Annotated in this window: 17 protein-coding genes; 10 read left to right on the top strand and 7 right to left on the bottom strand. The window is 62.6% G+C overall.

Annotated elements, in window-relative coordinates; all coding sequences use genetic code 11:
- Positions 1 to 12: 12 nt before the first annotated feature.
- The 3 genes from X733_RS1000000167335 to X733_RS139310 all read right to left on the bottom strand — a co-directional run bounded on the left by X733_RS1000000167335 (position 13) and on the right by X733_RS139310 (position 5,027).
- Positions 13 to 1,248: a hypothetical protein gene (locus X733_RS1000000167335; protein WP_050588713.1), complete on the bottom strand. Its 1,236-nt coding sequence runs from the start codon at positions 1,246 to 1,248 to the stop codon at positions 13 to 15.
- Positions 1,245 to 3,536, bottom strand: coding sequence for a Piwi domain-containing protein (locus X733_RS139315; protein WP_031194042.1), 2,292 nt, complete (start codon positions 3,534 to 3,536; stop codon positions 1,245 to 1,247). The genes X733_RS1000000167335 and X733_RS139315 overlap by 4 nt, the downstream gene beginning before the upstream one ends.
- Positions 3,537 to 4,133: 597 nt before the next feature.
- The gene (locus X733_RS139310) at positions 4,134 to 5,027 is read right to left on the bottom strand and encodes a LysR family transcriptional regulator (RefSeq protein ID WP_023819970.1); all 894 of its coding nucleotides are present in this window, start codon (positions 5,025 to 5,027) and stop codon (positions 4,134 to 4,136) included.
- Between the two features lie 148 nt (positions 5,028 to 5,175).
- Here X733_RS139310 and X733_RS139305 point away from each other — a divergent pair, with 148 nt between their 5' ends.
- The 10 genes from X733_RS139305 (at position 5,176) to X733_RS01000000166670 (ending at position 16,163) form a co-directional block, all read left to right on the top strand.
- The gene (locus X733_RS139305) at positions 5,176 to 6,366 is read left to right on the top strand and encodes an MFS transporter (RefSeq protein WP_031194043.1); all 1,191 of its coding nucleotides are present in this window, start codon (positions 5,176 to 5,178) and stop codon (positions 6,364 to 6,366) included.
- Complete coding sequence (locus tag X733_RS139300; RefSeq protein WP_023819972.1) at positions 6,363 to 6,833, top strand: cyclophilin-like fold protein; 471 nt, start codon at positions 6,363 to 6,365, stop codon at positions 6,831 to 6,833. The genes X733_RS139305 and X733_RS139300 overlap by 4 nt, the downstream gene beginning before the upstream one ends.
- 19 nt (positions 6,834 to 6,852) lie before the next feature.
- Entirely contained in the window at positions 6,853 to 7,248 is a 396-nt protein-coding gene (locus tag X733_RS139295) for a cupin domain-containing protein (protein WP_031194045.1), read from the top strand.
- Positions 7,249 to 7,273: 25 nt separating this feature from the next.
- A complete protein-coding gene (locus tag X733_RS139290) occupies positions 7,274 to 8,290 on the top strand; it encodes a zinc-dependent alcohol dehydrogenase family protein (protein WP_023819974.1) in 1,017 nt (338 codons plus the stop codon).
- 57 nt (positions 8,291 to 8,347) lie between these two features.
- The gene (locus tag X733_RS139285; protein ID WP_023724823.1) at positions 8,348 to 8,782 is read left to right on the top strand and encodes a lipocalin-like domain-containing protein; all 435 of its coding nucleotides are present in this window, start codon (positions 8,348 to 8,350) and stop codon (positions 8,780 to 8,782) included.
- Positions 8,783 to 8,811: 29 nt separating this feature from the next.
- Positions 8,812 to 9,993 carry an arabinose transporter gene (locus X733_RS139280; RefSeq protein ID WP_196813780.1) on the top strand — a complete coding sequence of 394 codons (1,182 nt, stop codon included), beginning with the start codon at positions 8,812 to 8,814 and terminating at the stop codon, positions 9,991 to 9,993.
- Between the two features lie 308 nt (positions 9,994 to 10,301).
- Positions 10,302 to 14,390: a Pls/PosA family non-ribosomal peptide synthetase gene (locus tag X733_RS139275; RefSeq protein WP_023819977.1), complete on the top strand. Its 4,089-nt coding sequence runs from the start codon at positions 10,302 to 10,304 to the stop codon at positions 14,388 to 14,390.
- Entirely contained in the window at positions 14,390 to 14,848 is a 459-nt protein-coding gene (locus X733_RS139270) for a GNAT family N-acetyltransferase (protein WP_023742975.1), read from the top strand. Before X733_RS139275 ends, X733_RS139270 begins: the two co-directional genes overlap by 1 nt.
- A complete protein-coding gene (locus X733_RS0135745) occupies positions 14,845 to 15,711 on the top strand; it encodes a 4'-phosphopantetheinyl transferase superfamily protein (RefSeq protein WP_023819978.1) in 867 nt (288 codons plus the stop codon). Before X733_RS139270 ends, X733_RS0135745 begins: the two co-directional genes overlap by 4 nt.
- 26 nt (positions 15,712 to 15,737) lie before the next feature.
- On the top strand, positions 15,738 to 16,163 hold the full coding sequence (locus X733_RS01000000166670; protein WP_023819979.1) for a dihydrofolate reductase family protein: 426 nt from the start codon (positions 15,738 to 15,740) through the stop codon (positions 16,161 to 16,163).
- Positions 16,164 to 16,206: 43 nt separating this feature from the next.
- On the opposite strand, the gene X733_RS139265 is transcribed toward X733_RS01000000166670, so the two are convergent.
- The 4 genes from X733_RS139265 to rsmD all read right to left on the bottom strand — a co-directional run bounded on the left by X733_RS139265 (position 16,207) and on the right by rsmD (position 20,635).
- Positions 16,207 to 17,067, bottom strand: a complete 861-nt coding sequence (locus X733_RS139265) for a patatin-like phospholipase family protein (protein WP_023819980.1) — start codon at positions 17,065 to 17,067, stop codon at positions 16,207 to 16,209.
- Positions 17,064 to 18,440, bottom strand: coding sequence for a pitrilysin family protein (locus X733_RS139260; protein WP_023730467.1), 1,377 nt, complete (start codon positions 18,438 to 18,440; stop codon positions 17,064 to 17,066). The genes X733_RS139265 and X733_RS139260 overlap by 4 nt, the downstream gene beginning before the upstream one ends.
- 188 nt (positions 18,441 to 18,628) lie before the next feature.
- On the bottom strand, positions 18,629 to 19,984 hold the full coding sequence (locus X733_RS139255) for a pitrilysin family protein (protein WP_031194049.1): 1,356 nt from the start codon (positions 19,982 to 19,984) through the stop codon (positions 18,629 to 18,631).
- A gap of 96 nt (positions 19,985 to 20,080) precedes the next feature.
- Complete coding sequence (rsmD, locus tag X733_RS139250) at positions 20,081 to 20,635, bottom strand: 16S rRNA (guanine(966)-N(2))-methyltransferase RsmD (protein ID WP_023697689.1); 555 nt, start codon at positions 20,633 to 20,635, stop codon at positions 20,081 to 20,083.
- Positions 20,636 to 20,667 lie beyond the last annotated feature (32 nt).

Here is a 20,667-nt window from a genome sequence, read left to right on the forward strand (position 1 = left end):
GTTGGCGCGCGCCTAGGTCTCTTCAACCTTCTCCTCCGCTTCCCCATCCAGCTTCTTTTTCAATGCGAGGGGAATCCGTCGCATGAAGGACGGGCGGGATAAGATTATCGCATCGTTGATGCCGCGCAGCGCTAACAGGCCTCGACGCAACTCGGCATGTTCTTCTGTTCGTGCGAGATCGTCCCAAACCACGGCAATCAGGTGATCATATCCACTACCGTCTCCGAGGTATGTCGTAGCGTCCGCCGCTACTTCCTGGATGACTTTGGAGAATTGTCCTGACCCGACCCTCAGAAACTTAGCTTCCACTATCGTTCTGAGTGAGGGGATCGCCAAGTCGCCGCGTGGATGGTGCTGGCCCAAAGATTTTAGCCACTCCTCGTCATCAAGATCGGAAAAGATCGGAGCTAGTAGGGCCCAGAGCAGGTTCTGAACGTGGTACTCGTTTTCCACATCCCACCGCGCGACCTGCGACTTCGGCGTGCGTGGCTTGTCTTCCCATGTCCAGTGACGCAAAGATCGCTCTAGCCCGTGCAGAACCCGGGCAACATCAGTGACGCTTGCTTTGTCGAAACGAATAGCGGGTGCATCACGAGAAAGAAAATTGATTACGGCAACGCGCGTCGATGCTCTCGACATTCCATCTTCGTTGCCTCTCACGTCGAACGCGTGACGCCACCCTTCCTGTCTCTGATCAGCGGTCGCTTCGGCCAATCCTTTTGCTTGAAGAGCGACAAGCAGTTCTGGGAGCGGCCTGGAATTCGTTTGCAGTTTTAGCACAACGGACGCCGCGCTTATTAGAGATCCATTCCAGTCTATCGCCGCTGCATCCACCAGCGACCTCCTAACCAGGTCCGCAAGCCAGGCATGCGACTGGCCTGCGTCGCGTGTTGGCAATAACGAAACTCCAACTGCAACGCCTAAGAGGGCCAAGCCATCAGCTTCAAACGTTCGCGGGCGACCAACTACAAAATATCTTCGTTCCTGAAGCCACCTAAGTCCTTCAACAAAGGCGCCCGTGAATTTACGATCGAAGTGAGCAGCGTAGCCGAGCACTGCAACATGCGACGTACGCCTGTCAGGACCCGATGCCCTCGCGGCGGCCGTCGCCACAGCATCCAGAACGGAATCGCCAGTGAAGACATCATTTTGAATCCAGTACGAAAAGGCTCGCGCATGTTCGGGCTGATTTGGATCGTCGCTAGCTAGCTGCTGCAGTTCGACAAGTATGTTTGGCTCATCAGTCATAAGAACCAACGCGTTCGTCCAACGGGACCCAACATGGTGTCCTCATCCCAACCTGGCGTGTCCTTTAGGCCTGCAAGCAGGCGCGCAATCAGCTCCGCGTAGTGGATAGTGATCGGCAGTGGAGCCGGTGTCAGCATTCTCCACGAGTGGTTCGCGAAATCGAACGCCTGACGCGCAATGTAGGTCATATCCCGGAAGGTAGAGTTCCTGTGCAGGCGCAAAAGCGTTGGTCTTGGTAGCCCGTGATGCGTCTGTTTCACTTCTCGACTGCCAGTGAAAGATAGGAGCCTTTCGTCTCTTCCAAGCGAGATGCAAAGGCCTCGTTCTGGGGCGTAAGCACCCTTCATCTCGTATCCAAATTTTACTCCGGGCATATGCTCGTCGAACAACGTGTATGGATGCGAGTCCACCACGTGCACGAATGCATACTTCACGTCGGAGAAGCCAAGGTTCTCCACGAGCTTGCCTACCGCGTCTGCCTCGTAGTCCTTAATCTGCTGGAAGACATGAAACACCAGTCTTACGGCGTCTGTGCTTCGCCAGTTGTCCTCAGTGCGAACACGCTCAATAGCACGCGTCAATGTCTCCGAAAGTGCGGCCTCGTACTCACCGTATGGCACCGCGCGTGTCCGATCGTCGAGTAGATACCGACCATCGTGCGTAAAAACGGTGGTGATGCCTACCACCCGTTGCTTTTCTCCCAAACGTGAGGATGAGACTGTCTGGGAGCCAATACCTATGACGAGTTCATGGCCAACCGTCGGGCCAGATTTTAGCAGCCACGGAATGCCGCCGATCTTGGCGTAACTCGCAAGACTGATATTGTTGAGAATATAGACAAGCTGCCGATCGGGCGTGCTCATGGTCTCCAACGTCAATTCTTGAATGGGAACACGCTGCTTCAGAAACGCAGCTTTGATTGCGAAATAGGGATTGTCTGGGCCAAGTAACTCCCTGAAGTCTTTGTCGATCTGTGCGATTGCCAGGCTCCATTCGAACCCTTGGTCATGCGCAAATTTTAAGGCAGCCCTGCAGGCATTGAGATAGTCGGGTACCGAGCTGCTTTTAGCGGTAAAGGTGTGGACCTTTGGCGCAGACAGGGCAAAGCGGCGAATGAACCCTTTCTCATACGGCTTTCGGTTCTCGCCAACAATTACGTGAGGCATTCCGTCTAGGAACTTCGCCAGAAATCCTTCGACCCGGCCCTCATCTGCTTCACGGCAAATGACCGCAATTCTCATCTCCTTAGGGGAGAAGGTGCGTTGGTCGTAGGGTCCATGCTTGTCGAGGCCGCGCTCGTTCCACGTGTCTGTTTTTACGCCACTAGGATCAAAGACGAGAGTTGGTTTTTTGATTGTTTCTTGCCGAAAAGGCCAACGTGCAGCACCCATACCGATCAGATCGCCAAGCTCAAGCTTGACATCTGGAACGAGCTCGATGCTCTGCGTTCGAAGGTAGTCGAAAGTCCGCTTGATGAGCTCAAAGCGGCCCGGTCCATTTAAGAACTTCGCGGCTTCAGCCTGGACGGACATAAGGATTTGGCCAGCCTTCGCTGGATTCAGTTGCTGCACGCACCAATCAACGTTCTCTCTCCGCCGTTCCAGGTAAGCGTGAGCGATCGAGATTGAATCCGGGCCTTCACCGAAGTCGGCAAGAAGCAGTCTATCGCCTTCAATGGAAATGACTCTACCGGCCAGTTTTAGATGTGAAGTTATTCTGGGATCATCGCTCGACACCATGCGACTGACGTAACGCCCCATCACCGATACTCCGGTCGCCATCAGCTTGTCGGTTGGGACATCTATGAAGTTTTGTGTGCGAACATCGCACAGCAACACAAGTGTAGGATCGCCATCTTGCCTCCAGATTTTTCTGGTCTCGAGGTCCAAGACAACGCGGCGTTGAAGCCAGTCAGGCAGCCCAACATTCTCAGGAAACAGATTGGCTGGCTTCTGGGATAGCAGGCGTAAAGGCCTCGATCGCAGAATGGGTCGACCTAACTCAGTGAATAATCTAGTCAGGGCTTCAACCGCGAGTGACGCAAGAAGCCAATGTGCCTCAGATAATTTTACCTCTACGACTGCATCGCTGAGTTGAGGTGCGTCGGCCAATAGCGGGACCGACATAATTTCTTGCCCGTCATCACCACCGCGCCGGATTAAATATCGGCCCGCATGTTCTTTGCGCAACTCGTCGAGAGATTCCTTGGTGTAGGGTAGTTTTGCGACGGCGACCGTTACGTCTGCTGCGCACAATATTGGAACACCATTCAGTCTTAGCGCTACCATCTACCCCCTCGAACTCTGCAACCACCAAGCCTCTGGCGAAAACCACCAAGCCTCTGGCGAAATCTTTCCGTCAGAAATAACCTACATGGAAACAAAAGTAGAATATTCGTAGACCGTGGAGCAAGGAATAACGGCTACTTACCCACGGGGTGCACAACATTTGCACTCTTTGCCGGTGAAGTGGAGGGCGCAGTCCACTCGGAGATGTCACCGGGGCGGTTGATGCCTTGAGGCGAGGTCCGCTTTGAGAAGCAGGCTCTCGGCCGTAGCGCCGATGAACGCCGATCTCTGAGCGCGCGCGCCCAGACACACTCCAGAAACAAAATTCAACAGTTCGGAAAAACCGGCGAAAAGATCGGGTGGCATANGCGCGCGCGCCCAGACACACTCCAGAAACAAAATTCAACAGTTCGGAAAAACCGGCGAAAAGATCGGGTGGCATAAGCTTCCCAGTCGGGATTCCGCGTTCTTCCTTTTTGGACCACCAACAAAATCGCAGCGGCGGCGCAGCGCCTGCTCCAGCGGCAGCATGAAGCCGGGCGATGCCCAGGTAGAACCTGCCATTCACCCAGCTCAGCTTCATGACCCAAACAGGGGTCAGATGCGATGGCGGAGCGCGTCGATGATCACCGCCATGGCAGGGGAGAGCTGTCGCCTGCTCGGATAATAGAGGTGATAGCCGGCAAAAGGCGGGCTCCAGTCGTCAAGCACGAGCCTGAGGCGTCCATCGGCGATGTGGTGGCTGACGAGGTTTTCCGGGACATAGGCGATCCCGAAACCGCTTGTCGCAGCCTCGATCATGGGAATGGACGAATTGAAGGTGAGTTGGCCTTCCACCCGCACACGAAGGTCGCGGCCATCCCTGGCGAATTCCCAGGCATACAATCCGCCGAACGTCGCCTGCCGCATATTGATGCAGTCGTGATCGACCAGGTCCTGGGGCGCGGCCGGAACCGGATGGCGGGAAAAGTAGTCCGGCGAAGCCACGGCCACGAGCCTCCAATCCGGCCCGATGCGCACTGCGATCATATCCCTGTCGATGCTCTCGCCAAGCCGCACGCCTGCGTCGAAGCGCTCCTCCACAATGTTCTTCATGCCGTTGTCGCTGTAGAGCTCGACGCGCACGTCGGGGTTGTCGCTGAGCAAGGGCTGGAGCTTCGGCCAGACGGTCGTCTGGAGCGCATGGTCGGACAGGGTGATGCGGACCGTTCCGGAGGGCTTGTCGCGAAACGCCACCAGGCTTGCAAGGTCGGATTCAATTTCCTCGAAGCGGGGAACGAGAGATTGGAAAAGTCGCTCGCCGGCCTCGGTCGGAGAGACGCTCCGCGTCGTACGCGTCAGCAGGCGGACGCCAAGACGAGCTTCGAGCTCCTTGATTGTCGAACTCAGGGTCGACTGCGAGGTTCCGAGCTTTGCCGCCGCCCTGGTGAAACTGCGCTCCCGGGCGACCGCCACGAACCAGAGCAGATCCTTCATGCCATCGCGCTGCATAGGGCACCTCCCATCGGACATTCATATCATGAGCAGATAAGTCCATGCGGATTGCTTAGTCTACTTAAATGGGTTCCTCTGCAATATCTTCTGGCAGCGATGGGGATTGGCGGCTGATCCGTCCGGTCGCTTTGCCAGGATGCCAATCATGGAAACCACATACGACACAAGGCTTGTTGAAAACCGCGCCGCATGGGGCGCGGTGTTGTCGATGGCGCTGTGTGTTTTCGTGCTCATCGCATCGGAATTCATGCCGGTCAGCCTGCTGTCGCCCCTAGCGGCCGATCTCGGCATCACCGAGGGCCGCGCGGGACAGGCGATCTCGATTTCGGGCGCTTTCGCCGTCGTGACCAGCCTGCTGGTCGCCGGCCTCACGCGCCACATCGACCGCCGACTGGTCGTGACCGGCTTCACCCTCCTCCTCATCGTGTCCGGTCTGGCTGTCACCTTCGCCCCGAACTACGCGTTGCTCATGGTCGGCCGGGCGCTGCTCGGCATCGCGATCGGCGGGTTCTGGTCGATGTCGACCGCGATCGTCATGCGCCTCGTGCCGCAAGACATGGTTCCGAAGGGTCTCGCCATGCTGAACGCCGGCAATGCCATTGCGGCCACCATCGCGGCGCCGCTGGGCAGTTTCCTTGGCGCCTATCTCGGCTGGCGCGGCGCTTTCTTCCTCGTCGTGCCGTTTGGCCTCCTGGCGCTGGCCTGGCAGTGGACAAGCCTGCCGGCGCTGCCGCCGCGCCGGCGGAAGCGTGCCGGCAATCCGCTGGCGCTGCTCGGCCGTCTTCCCGTCGCCACCGGCATGGCGTCGATCATGATGCTGTTCATGGGTCAGTTCGCGCTCTTCACCTATCTGCGGCCCTTCCTCGAGAACGTCACCCGGCTCGACATCGCCGCCCTCTCGGCGGTCCTGCTGGCGATGGGGCTGGCCGGGGTGCTCGGCACATGGTGCGTCGGCCGGCTTTTGCGCACGCGTCTGTTCAGCATCCTCATCGTCATCCCGCTGGTCATGGCTGCGCTGGCCGCCGCGCTCATCGCCCTCGGTGCACTCCCGGGTCCCACAGCGCTGCTGCTCGTTGCCTGGGGCTTCTTCGGCATGGCCGCGCCGGTTGGTTGGGGCACGTGGCTCAGCCGAACGTTGCCGAACGACGCGGAGGCCGGCGGCGGGTTGCAGGTAGCCGTCATCCAGCTCGCCATCACCGGCGGCGCCGCGATCGGCGGCACGCTCTTCGATACGGTCGGCTGGTGGGGACCGTTCACTCTGGGCGCGGTGCTGCTCTGCGGATCGGCGCTCGCCGCCCTTGCCGCAGCGTATATGGCCCGGAGGTCTTTGCCATGACGATCGAACGTGCGCCGCTCAGCCGCCGGACATTGCTCGGCGCCGCGCTCGCGGTGGCGGCCCTGCCTCGCACAGCCGCCAGCCAGGAAGGCCAATCTCCCGTCAGCCAGGAGCCCACCGACATGAAGATCAGGATGGTTTTCAACGGCCGCACCATGACCGCCACGCTCTACGACAATCCCTCGGCGCGCGACTTCTTCTCCATGCTGCCGCTCGACCTCGAGATCGAGGACTACGCCCATAACGAGAAGATCGCCTATCTGCCACGCAAGCTGACCGAGGAGGGAAGCGGCGCGTTCGCCGACGAGCAGCCCTACGACCTGTGCTATTTCATGCCCTGGGGCAACCTGGCCATGTTCTACGCCGACTACCGCCATCCCGGGCTGATCAGGCTTGGCCGCTTCGACGAGGGCGAGCAGGCCCTGCACGTTCGCGGCAAATTCCCGCTTCGCATCGAACGCATTTGAGATCGCAAAGGAGATCACCATAGACATTCTTCGCGCCGGCACCAGGCCTTCCGGCAAGGGACCACCTGACTGGTTCACCGGAACGGTGCGGATCGATCCGCTCTTCAATCCCTTCGACGCCGAGCGGGTTCAAGGCGCACAGGTGACCTTCGAGCCTGGCGCCCGCACCGCCTGGCACACGCATCCGCTCGGCCAGACGCTGATCGTCGTCTCGGGCCTAGGCCGCGTGCAGCGCCAGGGTGGCCCGGTCGAGGAAATCCGTCCGGGCGACGTCGTCTGGTTCGCGCCCGGCGAAAAGCACTGGCACGGCGCGTCGCCTCGGACCGCCATGACCCACATTGCCCTCCAGGAGGTCAAGGACGGCAAGGTCGTGGACTGGCTGGAACATGTCAGCGACGGCGACTACGGCGGCTGATCTTCTCCCCTCGGAAGGAACCAACATGCTTGCAACCGTTCTTCACAAACCGGGCGACATACGCTGCGAGGAAATCGCCGATCCGAAAATCATGCGGCCGACGGACGCCATCATCAAGCTGTCGGCAAGCTGCATCTGCGGCTCGGACTTGTGGCCCTATCGCGGGCTGCAGCCGGTCGCCGGGCCTATGCATATGGGCCACGAATATTGCGGTATCGTCGTCGAGGTCGGCGCAGAGGTGCGCACCGTCCGTCCCGGCCAGTTCGTCGTCGGCTCGTTCTGCCTCTCGGACAACACCTGCCCGCATTGCCGCTTCGGCTTCCAGTCGTCTTGCGTGCAGCGCGAGTTCATGTCGGGCGCGCAGGCGCCTTACGCCCGCGTGCCCCTGGCCGATGGCACACTGGTCGCCACCGCCGAGGTGCCGCCGGCCGACCTCATCCCTGACCTGCTGGCGGTGTCCGATGTGCTCGGCACCGGCTGGTATGCGGCCGACGCAGCCGAGGTCCGCGAAGGATCGACGGTGGTGGTGGTCGGCGACGGTGCGGTCGGCCTGATGGGCGTGCTTGCGGCCAAGGAGATGGGCGCCGAGCGCATCATCGCCATGAGCCGGCACGCCAGCCGCCAAAAACTCGCCCGCGAGTTCGGCGCCACCGACATCGTCGCTGAGCGCGGCGAGGAAGGCGTGGCCCTCATCAAGGAACTCACCAAGGGCGTCGGCGCGGACTCCGTGCTGGAATGCGTCGGCACGGGAGAATCCTTCGACCAGGCGCTGGCCTGCTCCCGCCCCGGCGGCACCATCGGCTATGTCGGCGTGCCGCATGGCGTGAACTTCGACGGCCAAAAACTATTCTTCGGCCAGAAACGCATGCTGGGCGGCCCTGCGCCGGTGCGCCGCTTCCTGCCCGACCTGATGGACCGTGTGCTGCAAGGTCGGATCAAGCCCGGCAAGGTCTTCGACCTCAAGCTGCCGCTGGCCGAGGTCGCTGAAGGCTACCGCGCCATGGACGAGCGTCGCGCCATCAAGGTCATGCTTTCGGTGTGAGCAGCAATCGGGCGGACGGCTGTGCGCACCCACAACTCAGAAAAGGAACAACAACATATGACTATGAGATTGAAGATTGCCGCCCTTGCGCTTGCGCTTTCGGTCGCCACGCCGGCTTTCTCGCAAGAGTCCGCGATCATCGGCGCATGGCGCATGATTTCGCTCGAGGCCGGCGCCGAGGGAAACCTCAAGCCCGTGCCATATTCCGGCCAGGTCATCTTCACCGAGGCCGGCACCCTCTCGGTGCAGGCGCAGAACCCCGACCCCAAGGCGCCGGACACGCCTTACACGGCGAATGGCTACGAAGCCTATTACGGGCCGGTCGCCATCAACGACCAGGACAAGACCTTCGTCATCACCATCGAGTCCTCCCTGGTCCGTAACCTTGTCGGCAAGAGCATGAAACGCAAATTCGAGGTCTCGGACAACAAACTGGTCCTCACGCCTGACAACCCGGCCGAAGGCTGGCGCGTGACCTACGAACGCTACTGATCCGAACAGTTGGATTACCGATGGCCAAAATGGCGCGGATTCCAGACCGAAATGGCGTCATGGCGGAGCTGGTACCGATCATGGCGGCCGTCTTCGCCGGCTTCCTGCTGATCGGCCTGGCGCTACCCGTCCTGCCGCTGCATCTTCACCAGCAGCTTGGCTTCGGCCCCTTCGCAGTGGGACTGGTGACGGGCAGCCAGTTCGTCGCCTCGATGCTGTCGCGCATCGGGGCTGGAAACTATGCCGATGGACGCGGCGGCAAGCGCGCTGTCGTCATCGGCCTCATTGCCGCTGCCCTTGCCGGGCTATTTTACCTCGGCTCGCTGGCATTGCTCGACCGGCCGGTAGCGTCCGCATCCGCGCTGTTCGCCGGACGGGCGGTACTGGGCGCGTCCGAGAGCTTCATCATCACCGGCGGCGTCGCCTGGGGCCTCTCCGTTGCGGGCGGACAGAACTCCGGAAAAGTCATAGCCTGGGTGGGCACGGCGATGTTTGCGGCGCTCGCGCTGGGAGCGCCGGCCGGATCTGCGCTTTATGCAGCGAGCGGTTTCACCGCGATCGCACTCGCGACGATCATCCTGCCGCTGGCGACGCTGCTTGCCATCCTGCCGATGCGCGGCACCAGCGCTGTCGCGAGTAGCGCGCCGCAGTCGTGGAGGAGCGTGGCGAAAGCGGTCTGGCTTCCTGGCGTCGGAGCTGCTTTCAGCAGCCTCGGCTATGGTGCTATTCTGGGCTTCGCCGCCCTGCTCTTCGCCGAGCGGGGCTGGCAGCCGGTATGGCTTCCCTTCACGGCCTATGCCGCGTCGCTGATCGTGGCAAGGCTGTGCTTCGGCCACCTGCCCGACAGGCTTGGGGGCGCACGCGTCGCTGTGATCTTCGTCGCGGTCGAGGCGGCAGGGCTGATGCTGATCTGGCTTGCGACCGGGCCTGTTGTCGCCGCGATTGGAGCTGGTCTGACTGGCCTCGGCTACTCGCTGGTCTATCCCGGCCTCGGCGCCGAGGCCGTAAGCCGTCTTCCGTCGCGCAGCCGCGGCCTGGCAATGGGACTCTATACCGTCTTCCTCGACGTGGCGCTCGGCTTCGGCAGTCCGGCGCTCGGCCTGGTCGCCGCGTCGACCGGGCTGCAATTCGTCTTCTTCGCCGTTGCGGCGGCAACGCTTCCGGCGTTGGGCATCGCTCTGCTGCTGGGTCGCCGTAACGCTCCATTGTAGACAGCTCGCCGGCGCCGTCCGCATGAGGTTCGCTCATAGTCTCTTTCCGGGTCGCCACGGAGGCTGAACCCCTCCCCGCAAGGGTCAACGAGGCCCCGGCAAATCCCCGCCCAGACACACTCCAGAAACAAAATTCAACAGTTCGGAAAAACCGGCGAAAAGATCGGGTGGCATAAGCTTCCCGGTCGGGATTCCGGGTTCTTCCTTTTTGGAAGCCCTCCATCAACAAAATCGCAGCGGCGGCGCAGTGCCTCCTCCAGCGGCGGCGGCATGAACAGCCGGGCAATGCCCGGCGAGGACGAGAAAGTATGGAAATGGACTACGATATCGCCGAACTGGACAGCGACGCGGCAACACCGATCGGCGGCCTGCCAGGCATCGATGCGCTGGCACGGATCGCTCGCGGCCCGGCAAGGAACGGCCAGGTCCTGACGGGCGCCGACTTTGCCGGGCAGCCGGGCGAGCGGCTCGATACGGTGTTCGAGCAGCTCGCCGTAACGTTTGCCGCACTGCCGGCGGTGATCTCCGACGGGCGCGTCTGGACCTATCAGGAGCTGAACAGCCGCGCCAACCGGTTCGCCCGCATGCTGATCAAGCACGGCGTGCGGCCGGGCCACCGGGTTGGGCTCATTCTCGACCGGTCGGCGGAGACCTATGTGGCGTTGCTGGCGGTGATGAAGGCGGGGGCTGCCTTCGTGCCGCTGGCCACCGCGTTTCCGCAGGAGCGGATGGCGCTGATCATCGAAGACGCCGCCGTCAGCATGATCGTCACCATCGCCGCCTATGCGTCGCGCGCCGGTCAACTGCCCGTTCCCCATGTGCTGATCGACAGCGCGGCCGCCGAAATCTCCGCACAGTCGCCCGCGCCGCTGAAGCAGCAGGCGACCGACGACATTTGCTACATCCTCTATACCTCGGGCACCACCGGCAAGCCCAAGGGCGTGGTCATCACGCACCAGAGTTTCGTCAATTTCATACACGTCGCGGCCGCCTCCTATGGCTACCGGCCGGGCGACCGGGTCTATCAGGGCATGACCATTGCCTTCGACTTTTCCTCCGAAGAGATCTGGGTGCCGTTCGTCGCCGGTGCGACGGTGGTGCCGGCACCTGGCCAGATGCCGCTGGTGGGCGAGGAACTGGCGGATTTCCTGCGCCTCCATGACATCACCTGCATGGCCTGCAGCCCGACATTGTTGTCGTCGATGGCATCGGACGTTCCCAGCCTGCGCACGCTTTTGGTGGGCGGCGAGGCCTGCCCGCACAATCTGGTGGTGCGCTGGTCGAAGCCGGGGCGCCAAATCCTCAACACCTACGGGCCGACCGAGGCGACCGTCACCGCAACGATGGGGGCGCTGACGCCGGACCGTCCCGTCACGATCGGCGCGCCGTTGCCGACTTACTCGATCGTCATTCTCGACGCTTCGCTGCCGCAACTTGCCGAGCCCGGTGAACTGGGCGAGATCGGCATTGCCGGCATCGGGCTCGCCGTCGGTTATCTGAACCGGCCGGACCTGACCGACCAGAAATTCATCGCCGATTTCGTCGGCCTGCCGAACAACCCGTCGCAGCGCATCTACCGCACCGGCGATCTTGGCCGGATCAACGATAGCGGCGAGATCGAGTATGCCGGGCGCATCGACACGCAGGTGAAGATTCGCGGATATCGCATCGAGCTCGGCGAGATCGAGGCGGTGCTGCTCGACCAGCCCGAGATCGCGCAGGCCGCCGTCACCACCTGGGAGATCGAGCCCGGCCGCGTCGAACTCGTTGCCTATTACGCGCTTAAAACCGGCGTAGCGGCGGTTTCCCGTGCGGATCTCGCCCAGACGATGAAGCGGCGGCTGCCGGACTATATGGTGCCCGCCTATCTGGAGGAGCTGCCCGCCATCCCGATGACCGTCTCCAACAAGGTAGACCTGCGCCAACTGCCGAAACCGACGAGCGTCCGGCTTTCGGCCGATCGCACGATGGTGCCGCCCGGCAATGAGGACGAGCGATTCCTGGCGGAAGCGCTGGCCACGGTGCTGAAATTCGACGCGGTGTCGGTCGAGGATCACTTCTTCGACGATCTCGGCGCCAACTCCTTGCTGATGGCGCATTTCTGCGCGCGCGTGCGCACCAGGAAGGAATGGGCGACGACGTCGATGCGCGACATCTATCTCTATCCCACAGTGGCGCGCCTGGCGCTGCATCTGGGGGTAGCGGAGGAGATGACGACGGCAACCAACGAGCCGGTCCTCACCCGCCGGGCCTCGAATTTCGCCTACTGGACCTGCGGCGCGGCGCAGCTTTCGTTCTACGGCCTCTACAGCTACGTGGCGCTCTGGGCGATCAATGACGGCCTCAACTGGATGTATGACGCGCTCGACGATCCGCTGCAGCTCTATATCCGGTGCGTGGCGCTCTCGGCCGCCGTGTTCTTCGGCATGTCGGGCTTTGCCGTCCTGGCGAAATGGGTGCTCATCGGCCGCTGGAAGGCCGAGGCGTTTCCGATCTGGGGCGTGCGCTACTTCCGCTTCTGGGTGGTCAAGACGTTGATCCGCACCGCACCCGTCGTGCTGTTCCGCGGCAGCCCGCTCTACAGCCTCTATCTGCAGCTGCTCGGCACCAAGCTGGGCAAAAACGCCGTCATCGAATCGAAGTCCGTGCCCGTCTGCACGGATCTTATTTCCATCGGCGCCAACACCATCCTGCGCAAGGAATCGATGATCCTCGGCTTCAGGGCCGAGGCCGGCTACATCCATACCGGACCGCTGACCATCGGCCGCGATGCCTTCGTCGGCGTCGGCTCCACGCTCGACATCGACACCAGCATCGGCGACCGTGCCCAGCTCGGCCATTCGTCCTCGCTGCATCGCGGGCAAAGCATCCCCGACGGCGAGCACTGGCATGGATCGCCGGCAGTGCCGACCACGGCGGACTATTGCAAGGTGCGCAATGTCAATCCTTACCAGGTCCGGCGCTTCCTCTATGAAGCGCTGCAGCTGATCGGCCTGTTTGGCCTCGTCACCCCGCTGCCGCTCCTGTTCCACAGCTACTGGGAATATGTCGGCGACGACTATCAGGAGACGATCGGCCTTGTCGCAATCGGCACCACGGTCACGCTTTTCGGCTATATCGCGGCGGCTTTCCTCGCAGCGACGCTGGTGCCGCGCCTGACGAGCCTGATCTTGAAGCCGGGCCGCACCTACACGCTTTACGGTTTCCGCTACTGGCTGCAGACCGTCGCCGAATTCGCCAGCAATTCCCGCGTGCTCGGGCTCCTGGCCGGCGACAGCTCGGCAATCGTGCACTACATGCGCGCCATCGGCTGGAACCTCAACAGAGTGGTGCAGACCGGCTCCAATTTCGGCTCCAACCAGCAGCACGAAAACCCGCTTCTGTGCGAGATCGGCACCGAGACCATGGTCTCGGACGGACTGTTCATGATCAACATGCACAAATCCGCCTCGGCCTTCAGGCTCGAGCCGACGCGCATCGGCGAACGCAACTATCTCGGCAACAACATCTACTATCCGCCGGACGGCCGCACCGGCGACAACGTGCTGCTCGGCACCAAGGTGATGATCCCCATCGATGGGCCGGTGCGCGAGAATGTCGGCCTTCTCGGTTCGCCTGCGTTTGAAATCCCGCGCATGGTGAACCGCGACAAGGAGCTTATCGCCGGCGTCGACGAGGCCGACCGGCGCCGGCGCATCCCGCACAAGAACCGCCACAACCTGGTGACCATTCTTCTGTTCCTGGCAACGCAATGGGTCATGCTGTTCGTCACGCTGGCGATCTGGGACCGGGCGCTGAACTACTATACGGAATGGGCGGAGGTCGCCCTGTTCGCCGCCGTGCTTTTGACCTCGGCGATCACCATTCCGTTCTACATTCTGGTCGAGCGGGCAAGCCTTGGCTTTGGCCGGTTAAAGCCGCAGATGACGACGATCTACGACGTCGCCTTCTGGCGCCACGAACGCCACTGGAAGCTGGCGGATTCGCCGATCGTGCGCCTGTTCGCCGGCACGCCGTTCCGGCCGATGATCCTGCGCCTGCTCGGCGTCAAGGTCGGCAGCCGGGTCTATGATGGCGGCAGCAACCTGACCGAGCGCTCGCTGGTCGAGATCGGCGACGACGTCACGCTCAACGAGGGCTGCGTCATTCAGGCCCACTCGCTGGAAGAAGGCGCGTTCAAGTCCGATTTCATCCGCATCGGCGATGGTTGCACGCTCGGACCTTCCGCCTTTGTCCACTACGGCGTGGTGATGGGCAAAGGCTCGATGGTCGATGCGGACTCCTTCGTGATGAAGGGCGAAGAGCTGGAGCCCAACTCGATCTGGCGGGGCAACCCGGCCAAGCTGCATCGCTTCGTCACGCCGGTGCCGGAGGATAGCGTCAAGGCAACGGCTTGATGAGCGCAGACATCCGCCTCGTTTCGGTGACCGGGGCCAACCGGGCCCTGGTCGCGGCTCTGGAAATGGCTGCGGATCAGATGGATTTCGTCGCCAGCAATGCGGAGTCGCTGGACGAAGCCGAAACCGACGGGGACGCTCGGCCGCGCGTCGTCATGGCAGGCGATCGCGTCGTCGGTTTCCTGATGTACGAGGCGCCGCAGGACGACGACGAGGCGCGGATCTACCGCTTCATGATCGATCGCGTCCATCAGGGCCAAGGCTACGGCAAGGCCGCTTTGCGCGAAGTGCTGGATGAAATCATGCGGCTCGGCCACATCAGCCACGTTTCGATCTGCTACGAACCTGGGAATGAAGCGGCACGCCGCCTCTATCGCGCTGCCGGTTTCGTCGAAGAGGGACTGGACGAGGACGGGGAAATGATCGCCGAACTCGCTCTGCCGGGCGGCCAGCCATGACACGGTCGCTCGATGCCGGCGCCAGCCTGTCGGCGCATCTGCTGGCGGCGATGGCCGCCATGGCACCGGCCGGCGTTCGGATCGGATGCCGCACGATCCGCGAAGGCGATGAGAACCATTTGCTGCCGCAGGAAGCACGCTCCATCCCGTCACGCCTGCCGCTGATGCGGCGGGCGAGTGGCGCGGCGCGGTGGATCGCGCACGAGCTGCTGGCGGATATGGGCTTGAACGACGTCGCTATCCTCCGCGGCTCCTCCGGCGCACCGGTATGGCCTCATGGAGTAACGGGGTCGCTGGCTCACGACGACGAGATGGCCGTGGCGGCCGTCGCGCCGCTCTCCCACGTCGCCTCGCTCGGCATCGATATCGAGCCCGCTTTGCCCCTGCCCGACGACATCTTCGCGCTGGTTGCAGTCCCCGCTGACCGGATCGACGCAACCGACCCGTATCTTGCCGGTCGCATCCTTTTTGCCGCCAAGGAAGCTGTCTACAAGGCCGCCTACCCGCTTGATGGCGAAGTGCTGGGCTATGAGGACATCACCGTCGATCTCGACGCAAGCGACGCTGTGACGAAGACGGGCCGCAGAGCGAGACTGGTTTACTGCGTTGCTCCGTGTGTGGTCGTTCTGGCGTTTGTCGATGGTGTCCGAAGCCCCCCTTTAAGCGCGAATGGACCAGCGCCCGACAGCAACGCCTGCTCAACAAAGCGCTTTTTTTTCGCAGAGCGGTCGCAAAAGGCTCACACGGTTCGTCCTTTGACAGAAGAAGGAGAGCGCCATGAGAAACCTTATTGTCACCGATTTCATCAGCATCGATGGCATCGCCGAGGTCGAGAAGCTGCCCAGCGTGACCTGGAACGATGAGATGCAAAGGTTCAAGGAGGACGAGCTTGCCGACAGCGGGGCCATGCTTCTGGGGCGCACCGACCTACGAGATTTTTGCCGGCTCTTGGCCCAAGGAAACCGGAGACTTCGCCGACCGGTTCAATGCGCTGCCGAAATATGTCGCGTCGACAAGCCCGAAGGCACTCGACTGGAAACCGGCCGAGTTGCTGAAGGGTGTGTTGCCGGAAGCGGTTCGGGCGCTGAAGCAAGGCAGCGGCGGCAACATCTATGTGCATGGCAGCCTCAGCGTCGCGCGGGAATTGCTGCGCCATGGTCTGGTCGATCGCGTCAGGCTGCTCAGCTACCCTGGCACCGTCGGCGAGGGCAAGAAGCTGTTCCCGTCCGATATGCCGGTGGCGTTGGAGCCGATCTCGACCGTACAGTTCAGCAATGGCGTGGTGGCGCTGGAATATGCGGCTGGGAAGGTGTGAGACGCTGGTGGTGTAATCTCCCCCTTGGGGGGAGATCGGCAGCTCACCCTGCTTTCTTCCCCCGCTTGCCCTTGCCACGCGCCTCGACCACTCTTTCCACCTCGCGCTTCAGTTCGTCCTTGACCTCGTGCGTCTCGGCAAGCAGCGTGTCGATCTTCATGAAATCGAGCACGCGGTATTTCGACACCGGCGGGCGGATCAGTATGTCGGGGGGGCGCTGGTTCAGCTTGTGGGCGATGATCGACTGCATCATCAATTGCGTGGCGCCGTACATCAGATCGACGGTGGTCGGGTGCTTGCGCTCGGCCTCGCTCGGCGCACCGACGACGTCGATCGCGATGATGATGTCGGCGGCGTCTTCGATGAGGTCGAACGGCACCGGATTGTAGATGCCGCCGTCGATCAGCACGCGGTCGTCGCGCGTCACCGGGCGGAACACGGCGGGAATGGCAGCCGAGGCGGCGAGCGCCGAATGCAGGTCGCCCTCGTCGAAGACGGCCAGCTTGTGACCGAAATAGTCCGTCGCCGTCACCTTCAGCGGGATTTTCAGCTCGGCGAAGGTTTCCGGGATGGCTTCCGGCAGGAACGCCTTCAAGATGCGCTCTATGTTGAACTGGCTGACGCGGATGCCGCCCTGCATCGCCTCGGCGATGGTGCCGGGACGCGAGCGCCACATGCGCGCCGCCACCTCGGCGCGGCGGCCGAGGATCGAGCGGGCGTAGTCCTCGATGTCCTTGCCGCTCATGCCCGAGGCCATGCCGGCGCCCATGATGGCGCCGATCGAGGAGCCGGCGATGGCCACGGGCATGATGCCGAGCTCATCCAGCGCCTCGACGATGTGGATATGGGCGAGGCCGCGCGCGCCGCCGCCGCCAAAGGCGATACCGAAAGTCGGACCTGTCATTTGGCCTCCAGCTTCGGCCCGATGCTCATGATCGCGGGCGCCGGCGTCAGCAGCTTCTTCGCCGCTGCCTTGACCTGATCGAGCGTCACGCCGTTGATGAGCGCCGCGCGGCGCTGCACGTAGTCGATGCCGAGATTGTCGAGCTGCAATTCCACCAGGGTCGCGGCAATGGCGCTGGAAGAATCCAGATTGCTAATAGCATAGGAGCCGACCATGTATTTCTTGGTCGCGTCCAGCTCGGCCTCGGTCGGCCCCTCCTGCGCCATCTTCTTGACCACCTCCTTGACGATGGCGAGCGTCTCGGCGGCGCGGTCGGAACGCGTCGCCGTGGTGATGATCAGCGCATTGGAATGCTGGTGGTCGACCAGGTTGGAATCGACGGAGTAGGCCAGGCCGCGCTTTTCCCGCACCTCGTCATAGAGGCGCGAGGTGAAGGTGCCGCCGCCGAGAATCTGGTTCATCAGCACCGCGGGGAAGAAATCCGGCGCATCGCGCTTCACACCGGGGTAGGCAAACTGCAGCGAGGTCTGCGGCAGGTCGTAGTCGACCTCGAGCTGCTGGCCGAGCTTCAGCTCGGTATCGGCAACCGGTTGCAGCACCTGCTTTTCCGGCAGATCGCCGAAGACCTCATCGAGCTTCCGCTTCAGCGTCGCGGCGTCGATGTCGCCGACCACCGCGACATGCAGGCCGCTGAGGGCGAAATTGGCCTTGTGGAAGGCCGCCAGATCCGCCGCCGTGACGGTGGCAATGCTGTCCTTGGTGCCCTGGTCGGGCCTGGAATACGGATGGTCGCCATAGATGGCGCGCAGCCATTTGGTTTGCGCGACGGTGTTGGGGTCACGCTCATTGGCGATGATGCCGGACAGGATCTGGGCGCGGATGCGGTCGATCGGCGCCTGGTCGAAGCGCGGGCTGGTGACCGCCAGCCTGAGCAGGTCGAAGGCCGCATCCTTCTGCTCGGCCAGCATCCGCATCGCGCCATAGGTGCCGTCGCGCGCCGCTTCGAAGCCCATCTCTGCGCCGGCATCGTCAAGCTTGATCTGGAAGGCCTCGCTGTCGAGGTCGCCGGCGCCCTCGTCGAACAGGCCGGTCATCAGATTGACCAACCCTTCCCGCCCCGCCGGATCCTGCGTCGAGCCGCCATCGAAGACGAAGCGGATGGCGATGATCGGAATGGAGTGGTCCTCGACCAGCCAGGCGTTGACGCCTTTCGATGAGGTCACCGGCTGAATGTCCATCGCGTGCGCGGCAAGCGCCGGCAGGATGAGGAAGAAGATGCCGAGGAACAGTGTGGCGAGGGCGTGGAGAACCGCGATGCGCCTATCAGCAATCGCATCAGGCCATTGATCGCCAAGGTCAGCTCCGCCCCTCATCGCGCTGCCGGGCACTTCTCCCCGTATAGTGACGGGGAGAAGGGGTCTCGCCGCGACGCTGGCGCTCTTCTTACGACGCTGATGGTTGGCGAAATCGGCGATGACAGCGCCCCTCTCCCCGTCACTATACGGAGAGAGGATGCCGGCAGGCAGGTGAGGGGCAGCGCCAATGCTCAATCTTGTGATCATCAATTCCCAGCCTGTTGCTGCGGCAAGAGATAGCCGGTCGTCGTACGGTCGAGCAGCAGATAGCGTGCGGCGACCGCCTTGATCTCATCGGCGGTGACCTTGCGAATGCGGTCCGGCCATTCCTCGATATCCCTGACGTTGCCGCCGGTGGCGAGCTCGGCGCCGTAGAGATTGGCCATCTCGTCCTGCTTGTCGCGGGCGAAGATCATGGCCCTGATATAGCGGGCCTTGGCCTTCTCCAGCTCGTCGGCGGTGACGCCGTCCTTGACGATGCGGGCGATCTCGGCCTCGACGGCCGCCTCGACGTCGCTCAGCTTGGCGTCGCCGCGCGGCGCGCCATAGACGGTGAAATTGGTGGCGTCGAGCATCGTACCCTGGAAGAAGGCGCCGGTCGCCGATGCGATGCCTTGCTTGACCACGAGTTGCTGGTAGAGCCTGCTGCGGCTGCCGCCGCCAAGGATCTCTCCCAGCAGGTCGAGCGCCTCGGCCTCGCCGGGTTTTGCCGTGTGGTAGGACGGAACCACCCATTGCGTCGAAAAGCTCGGCACCGAAACGCGCCCATCGGTGAGCGTCACCGTGCGCTTGGTGTTCTGCTCCGGCTCGACCGGGCGGATGCGCAGGGGCAGGTCGGGACCGCGCGCGACCTTGCCATAGGTTTTTTCGGCCAGCGCCTTCACGACCTCCGGCTCGACATCGCCGGCCACGATCAGCACCGCATTGTTGGGCCGGTAGTATTTGTCATAGAAGGCAACCGCATCGGTGCGGTTCAACTGCTCCATCTCCTGCATCCAGCCGATCACCGGAATGCGGTAGGGCTGGTTCTGCCAGAGCGTCGCGTCGACCTCTTCGTCGAGCACCGCCTGCGGATTGCTGTCGATGCGCGAGCGGCGCTCTTCCAGGATCACGTCGCGCTCGGTCTTGATGACCTCGTCGGTCAAGATGAGGTTGCGCATGCGATCGGCCTCGAAGCTCATCATCTCACCAAGTGCCGAGGGCGCCACCGTCTCGTGGAAGGCAGTGTAGTCATATGAGGTGAAGGCGTTGTTGGAGCCGCCGATGGCCGATATGGCGCGGTCGAACTCGCCCGCGGCGTGGTTGGTCGTGGCCTTGAACATCAGGTGTTCGAAGAAGTGCGCTATGCCGGACTTGCCTGGCGGCTCGTCGGCGCTGCCGATCTTGTACCACACCATATGGGTGACGATGGGGGCGCGATGATCGGGAACGACCACCACCTCCATGCCATTGTCGAGCAGGAAGTTGGCCACCTTGCCATCATCCGCGGCCAGGGCCGGGCCGGCCATGGTCAGCGCGGTGGCGAGCAAGGCCCTCCGCAGCCATTCAGTATGAGATGTCATTGATGGCTCCGGTTGTTATCGCGCGACGATAGGCAAGGTCAGCCGCGGAGGCAAAGTGAATTGTGCGTCATTTTGAAGGCGCCGATCGCCACACCCTTACGCAAGCTCGATGAACCGGACCACCGTCTCGCCGTAGTTTCGTTCATCAACCACCGAGAATTCCGGCCCAATCTCGAAGGGCGCCGAGGCGGCTTCCTCGATCACGCAGAGCGCGCCGGGCAGCAACCAGCCGCCATCCCTGGCCGAGCGCAGGGCGCGCTCGCCAAGGCCCTTGCCATAGGGCGGATCGGCGAAGACCAGGCCGAATGCCGCAAGCGTACCGGCCTCACCCAGGGCGGTCGCGTCGCGGCGGAAGATCTTGGTGCGGCCGGTAAGGCCAAAAGCTTCGACATTGGTGCGGATCAGGCCGCGCCCTTCGGCCGATTCTTCGATAAAGACGCCATAGGAAGCGCCGCGCGACAGCGCTTCGAGGCCGAGAGCGCCGGTGCCGGCGAAAAGGTCGAGCACACGCGCGCCGTCGAGCTTGTCGGCAAAGCGGTGCGCCAACACGTTGAAGACGGCCTCGCGGGCGCGGTCGGTCGTCGGGCGGATGGCATGGTCGCGCGGCGTCGCCAGCGGACGCCCGCGAAATTGGCCGCCGACGATTCTCATTTATGCCCGGGTCTCATTTAAGGCCGGATCTC

The organism is Mesorhizobium sp. L2C066B000, assembly GCF_000502335.1.
In the GTDB taxonomy this organism is placed as follows: domain Bacteria; phylum Pseudomonadota; class Alphaproteobacteria; order Rhizobiales; family Rhizobiaceae; genus Mesorhizobium.

Bases quoted from the DNA above. Each gene is read 5' to 3' on its own strand.
- X733_RS139315 (WP_031194042.1), bottom strand. From the start codon at position 3,536: ATGGTAGCGCTAAGACTGAATGGTGTTCCAATATTGTGCGCAGCAGAC.
- X733_RS139270 (WP_023742975.1), top strand. From the start codon at position 14,390: ATGAGCGCAGACATCCGCCTCGTTTCGGTGACCGGGGCCAACCGGGCC.
- X733_RS139265 (WP_023819980.1), bottom strand. From the start codon at position 17,067: ATGACAGGTCCGACTTTCGGTATCGCCTTTGGCGGCGGCGGCGCGCGC.
- rsmD (WP_023697689.1), bottom strand. From the start codon at position 20,635: ATGAGAATCGTCGGCGGCCAATTTCGCGGGCGTCCGCTGGCGACGCCG.
- X733_RS139285 (WP_023724823.1), top strand. From the start codon at position 8,348: ATGACTATGAGATTGAAGATTGCCGCCCTTGCGCTTGCGCTTTCGGTC.
- X733_RS139255 (WP_031194049.1), bottom strand. From the start codon at position 19,984: ATGACATCTCATACTGAATGGCTGCGGAGGGCCTTGCTCGCCACCGCG.
- X733_RS139290 (WP_023819974.1), top strand. From the start codon at position 7,274: ATGCTTGCAACCGTTCTTCACAAACCGGGCGACATACGCTGCGAGGAA.
- X733_RS139310 (WP_023819970.1), bottom strand. From the start codon at position 5,027: ATGCAGCGCGATGGCATGAAGGATCTGCTCTGGTTCGTGGCGGTCGCC.
- X733_RS139260 (WP_023730467.1), bottom strand. From the start codon at position 18,440: ATGAGGGGCGGAGCTGACCTTGGCGATCAATGGCCTGATGCGATTGCT.
- X733_RS139300 (WP_023819972.1), top strand. From the start codon at position 6,363: ATGACGATCGAACGTGCGCCGCTCAGCCGCCGGACATTGCTCGGCGCC.
- X733_RS139280 (WP_196813780.1), top strand. From the start codon at position 8,812: ATGGCGCGGATTCCAGACCGAAATGGCGTCATGGCGGAGCTGGTACCG.
- X733_RS139275 (WP_023819977.1), top strand. From the start codon at position 10,302: ATGGAAATGGACTACGATATCGCCGAACTGGACAGCGACGCGGCAACA.
- X733_RS139305 (WP_031194043.1), top strand. From the start codon at position 5,176: ATGGAAACCACATACGACACAAGGCTTGTTGAAAACCGCGCCGCATGG.
- X733_RS1000000167335 (WP_050588713.1), bottom strand. From the start codon at position 1,248: ATGACTGATGAGCCAAACATACTTGTCGAACTGCAGCAGCTAGCTAGC.
- X733_RS0135745 (WP_023819978.1), top strand. From the start codon at position 14,845: ATGACACGGTCGCTCGATGCCGGCGCCAGCCTGTCGGCGCATCTGCTG.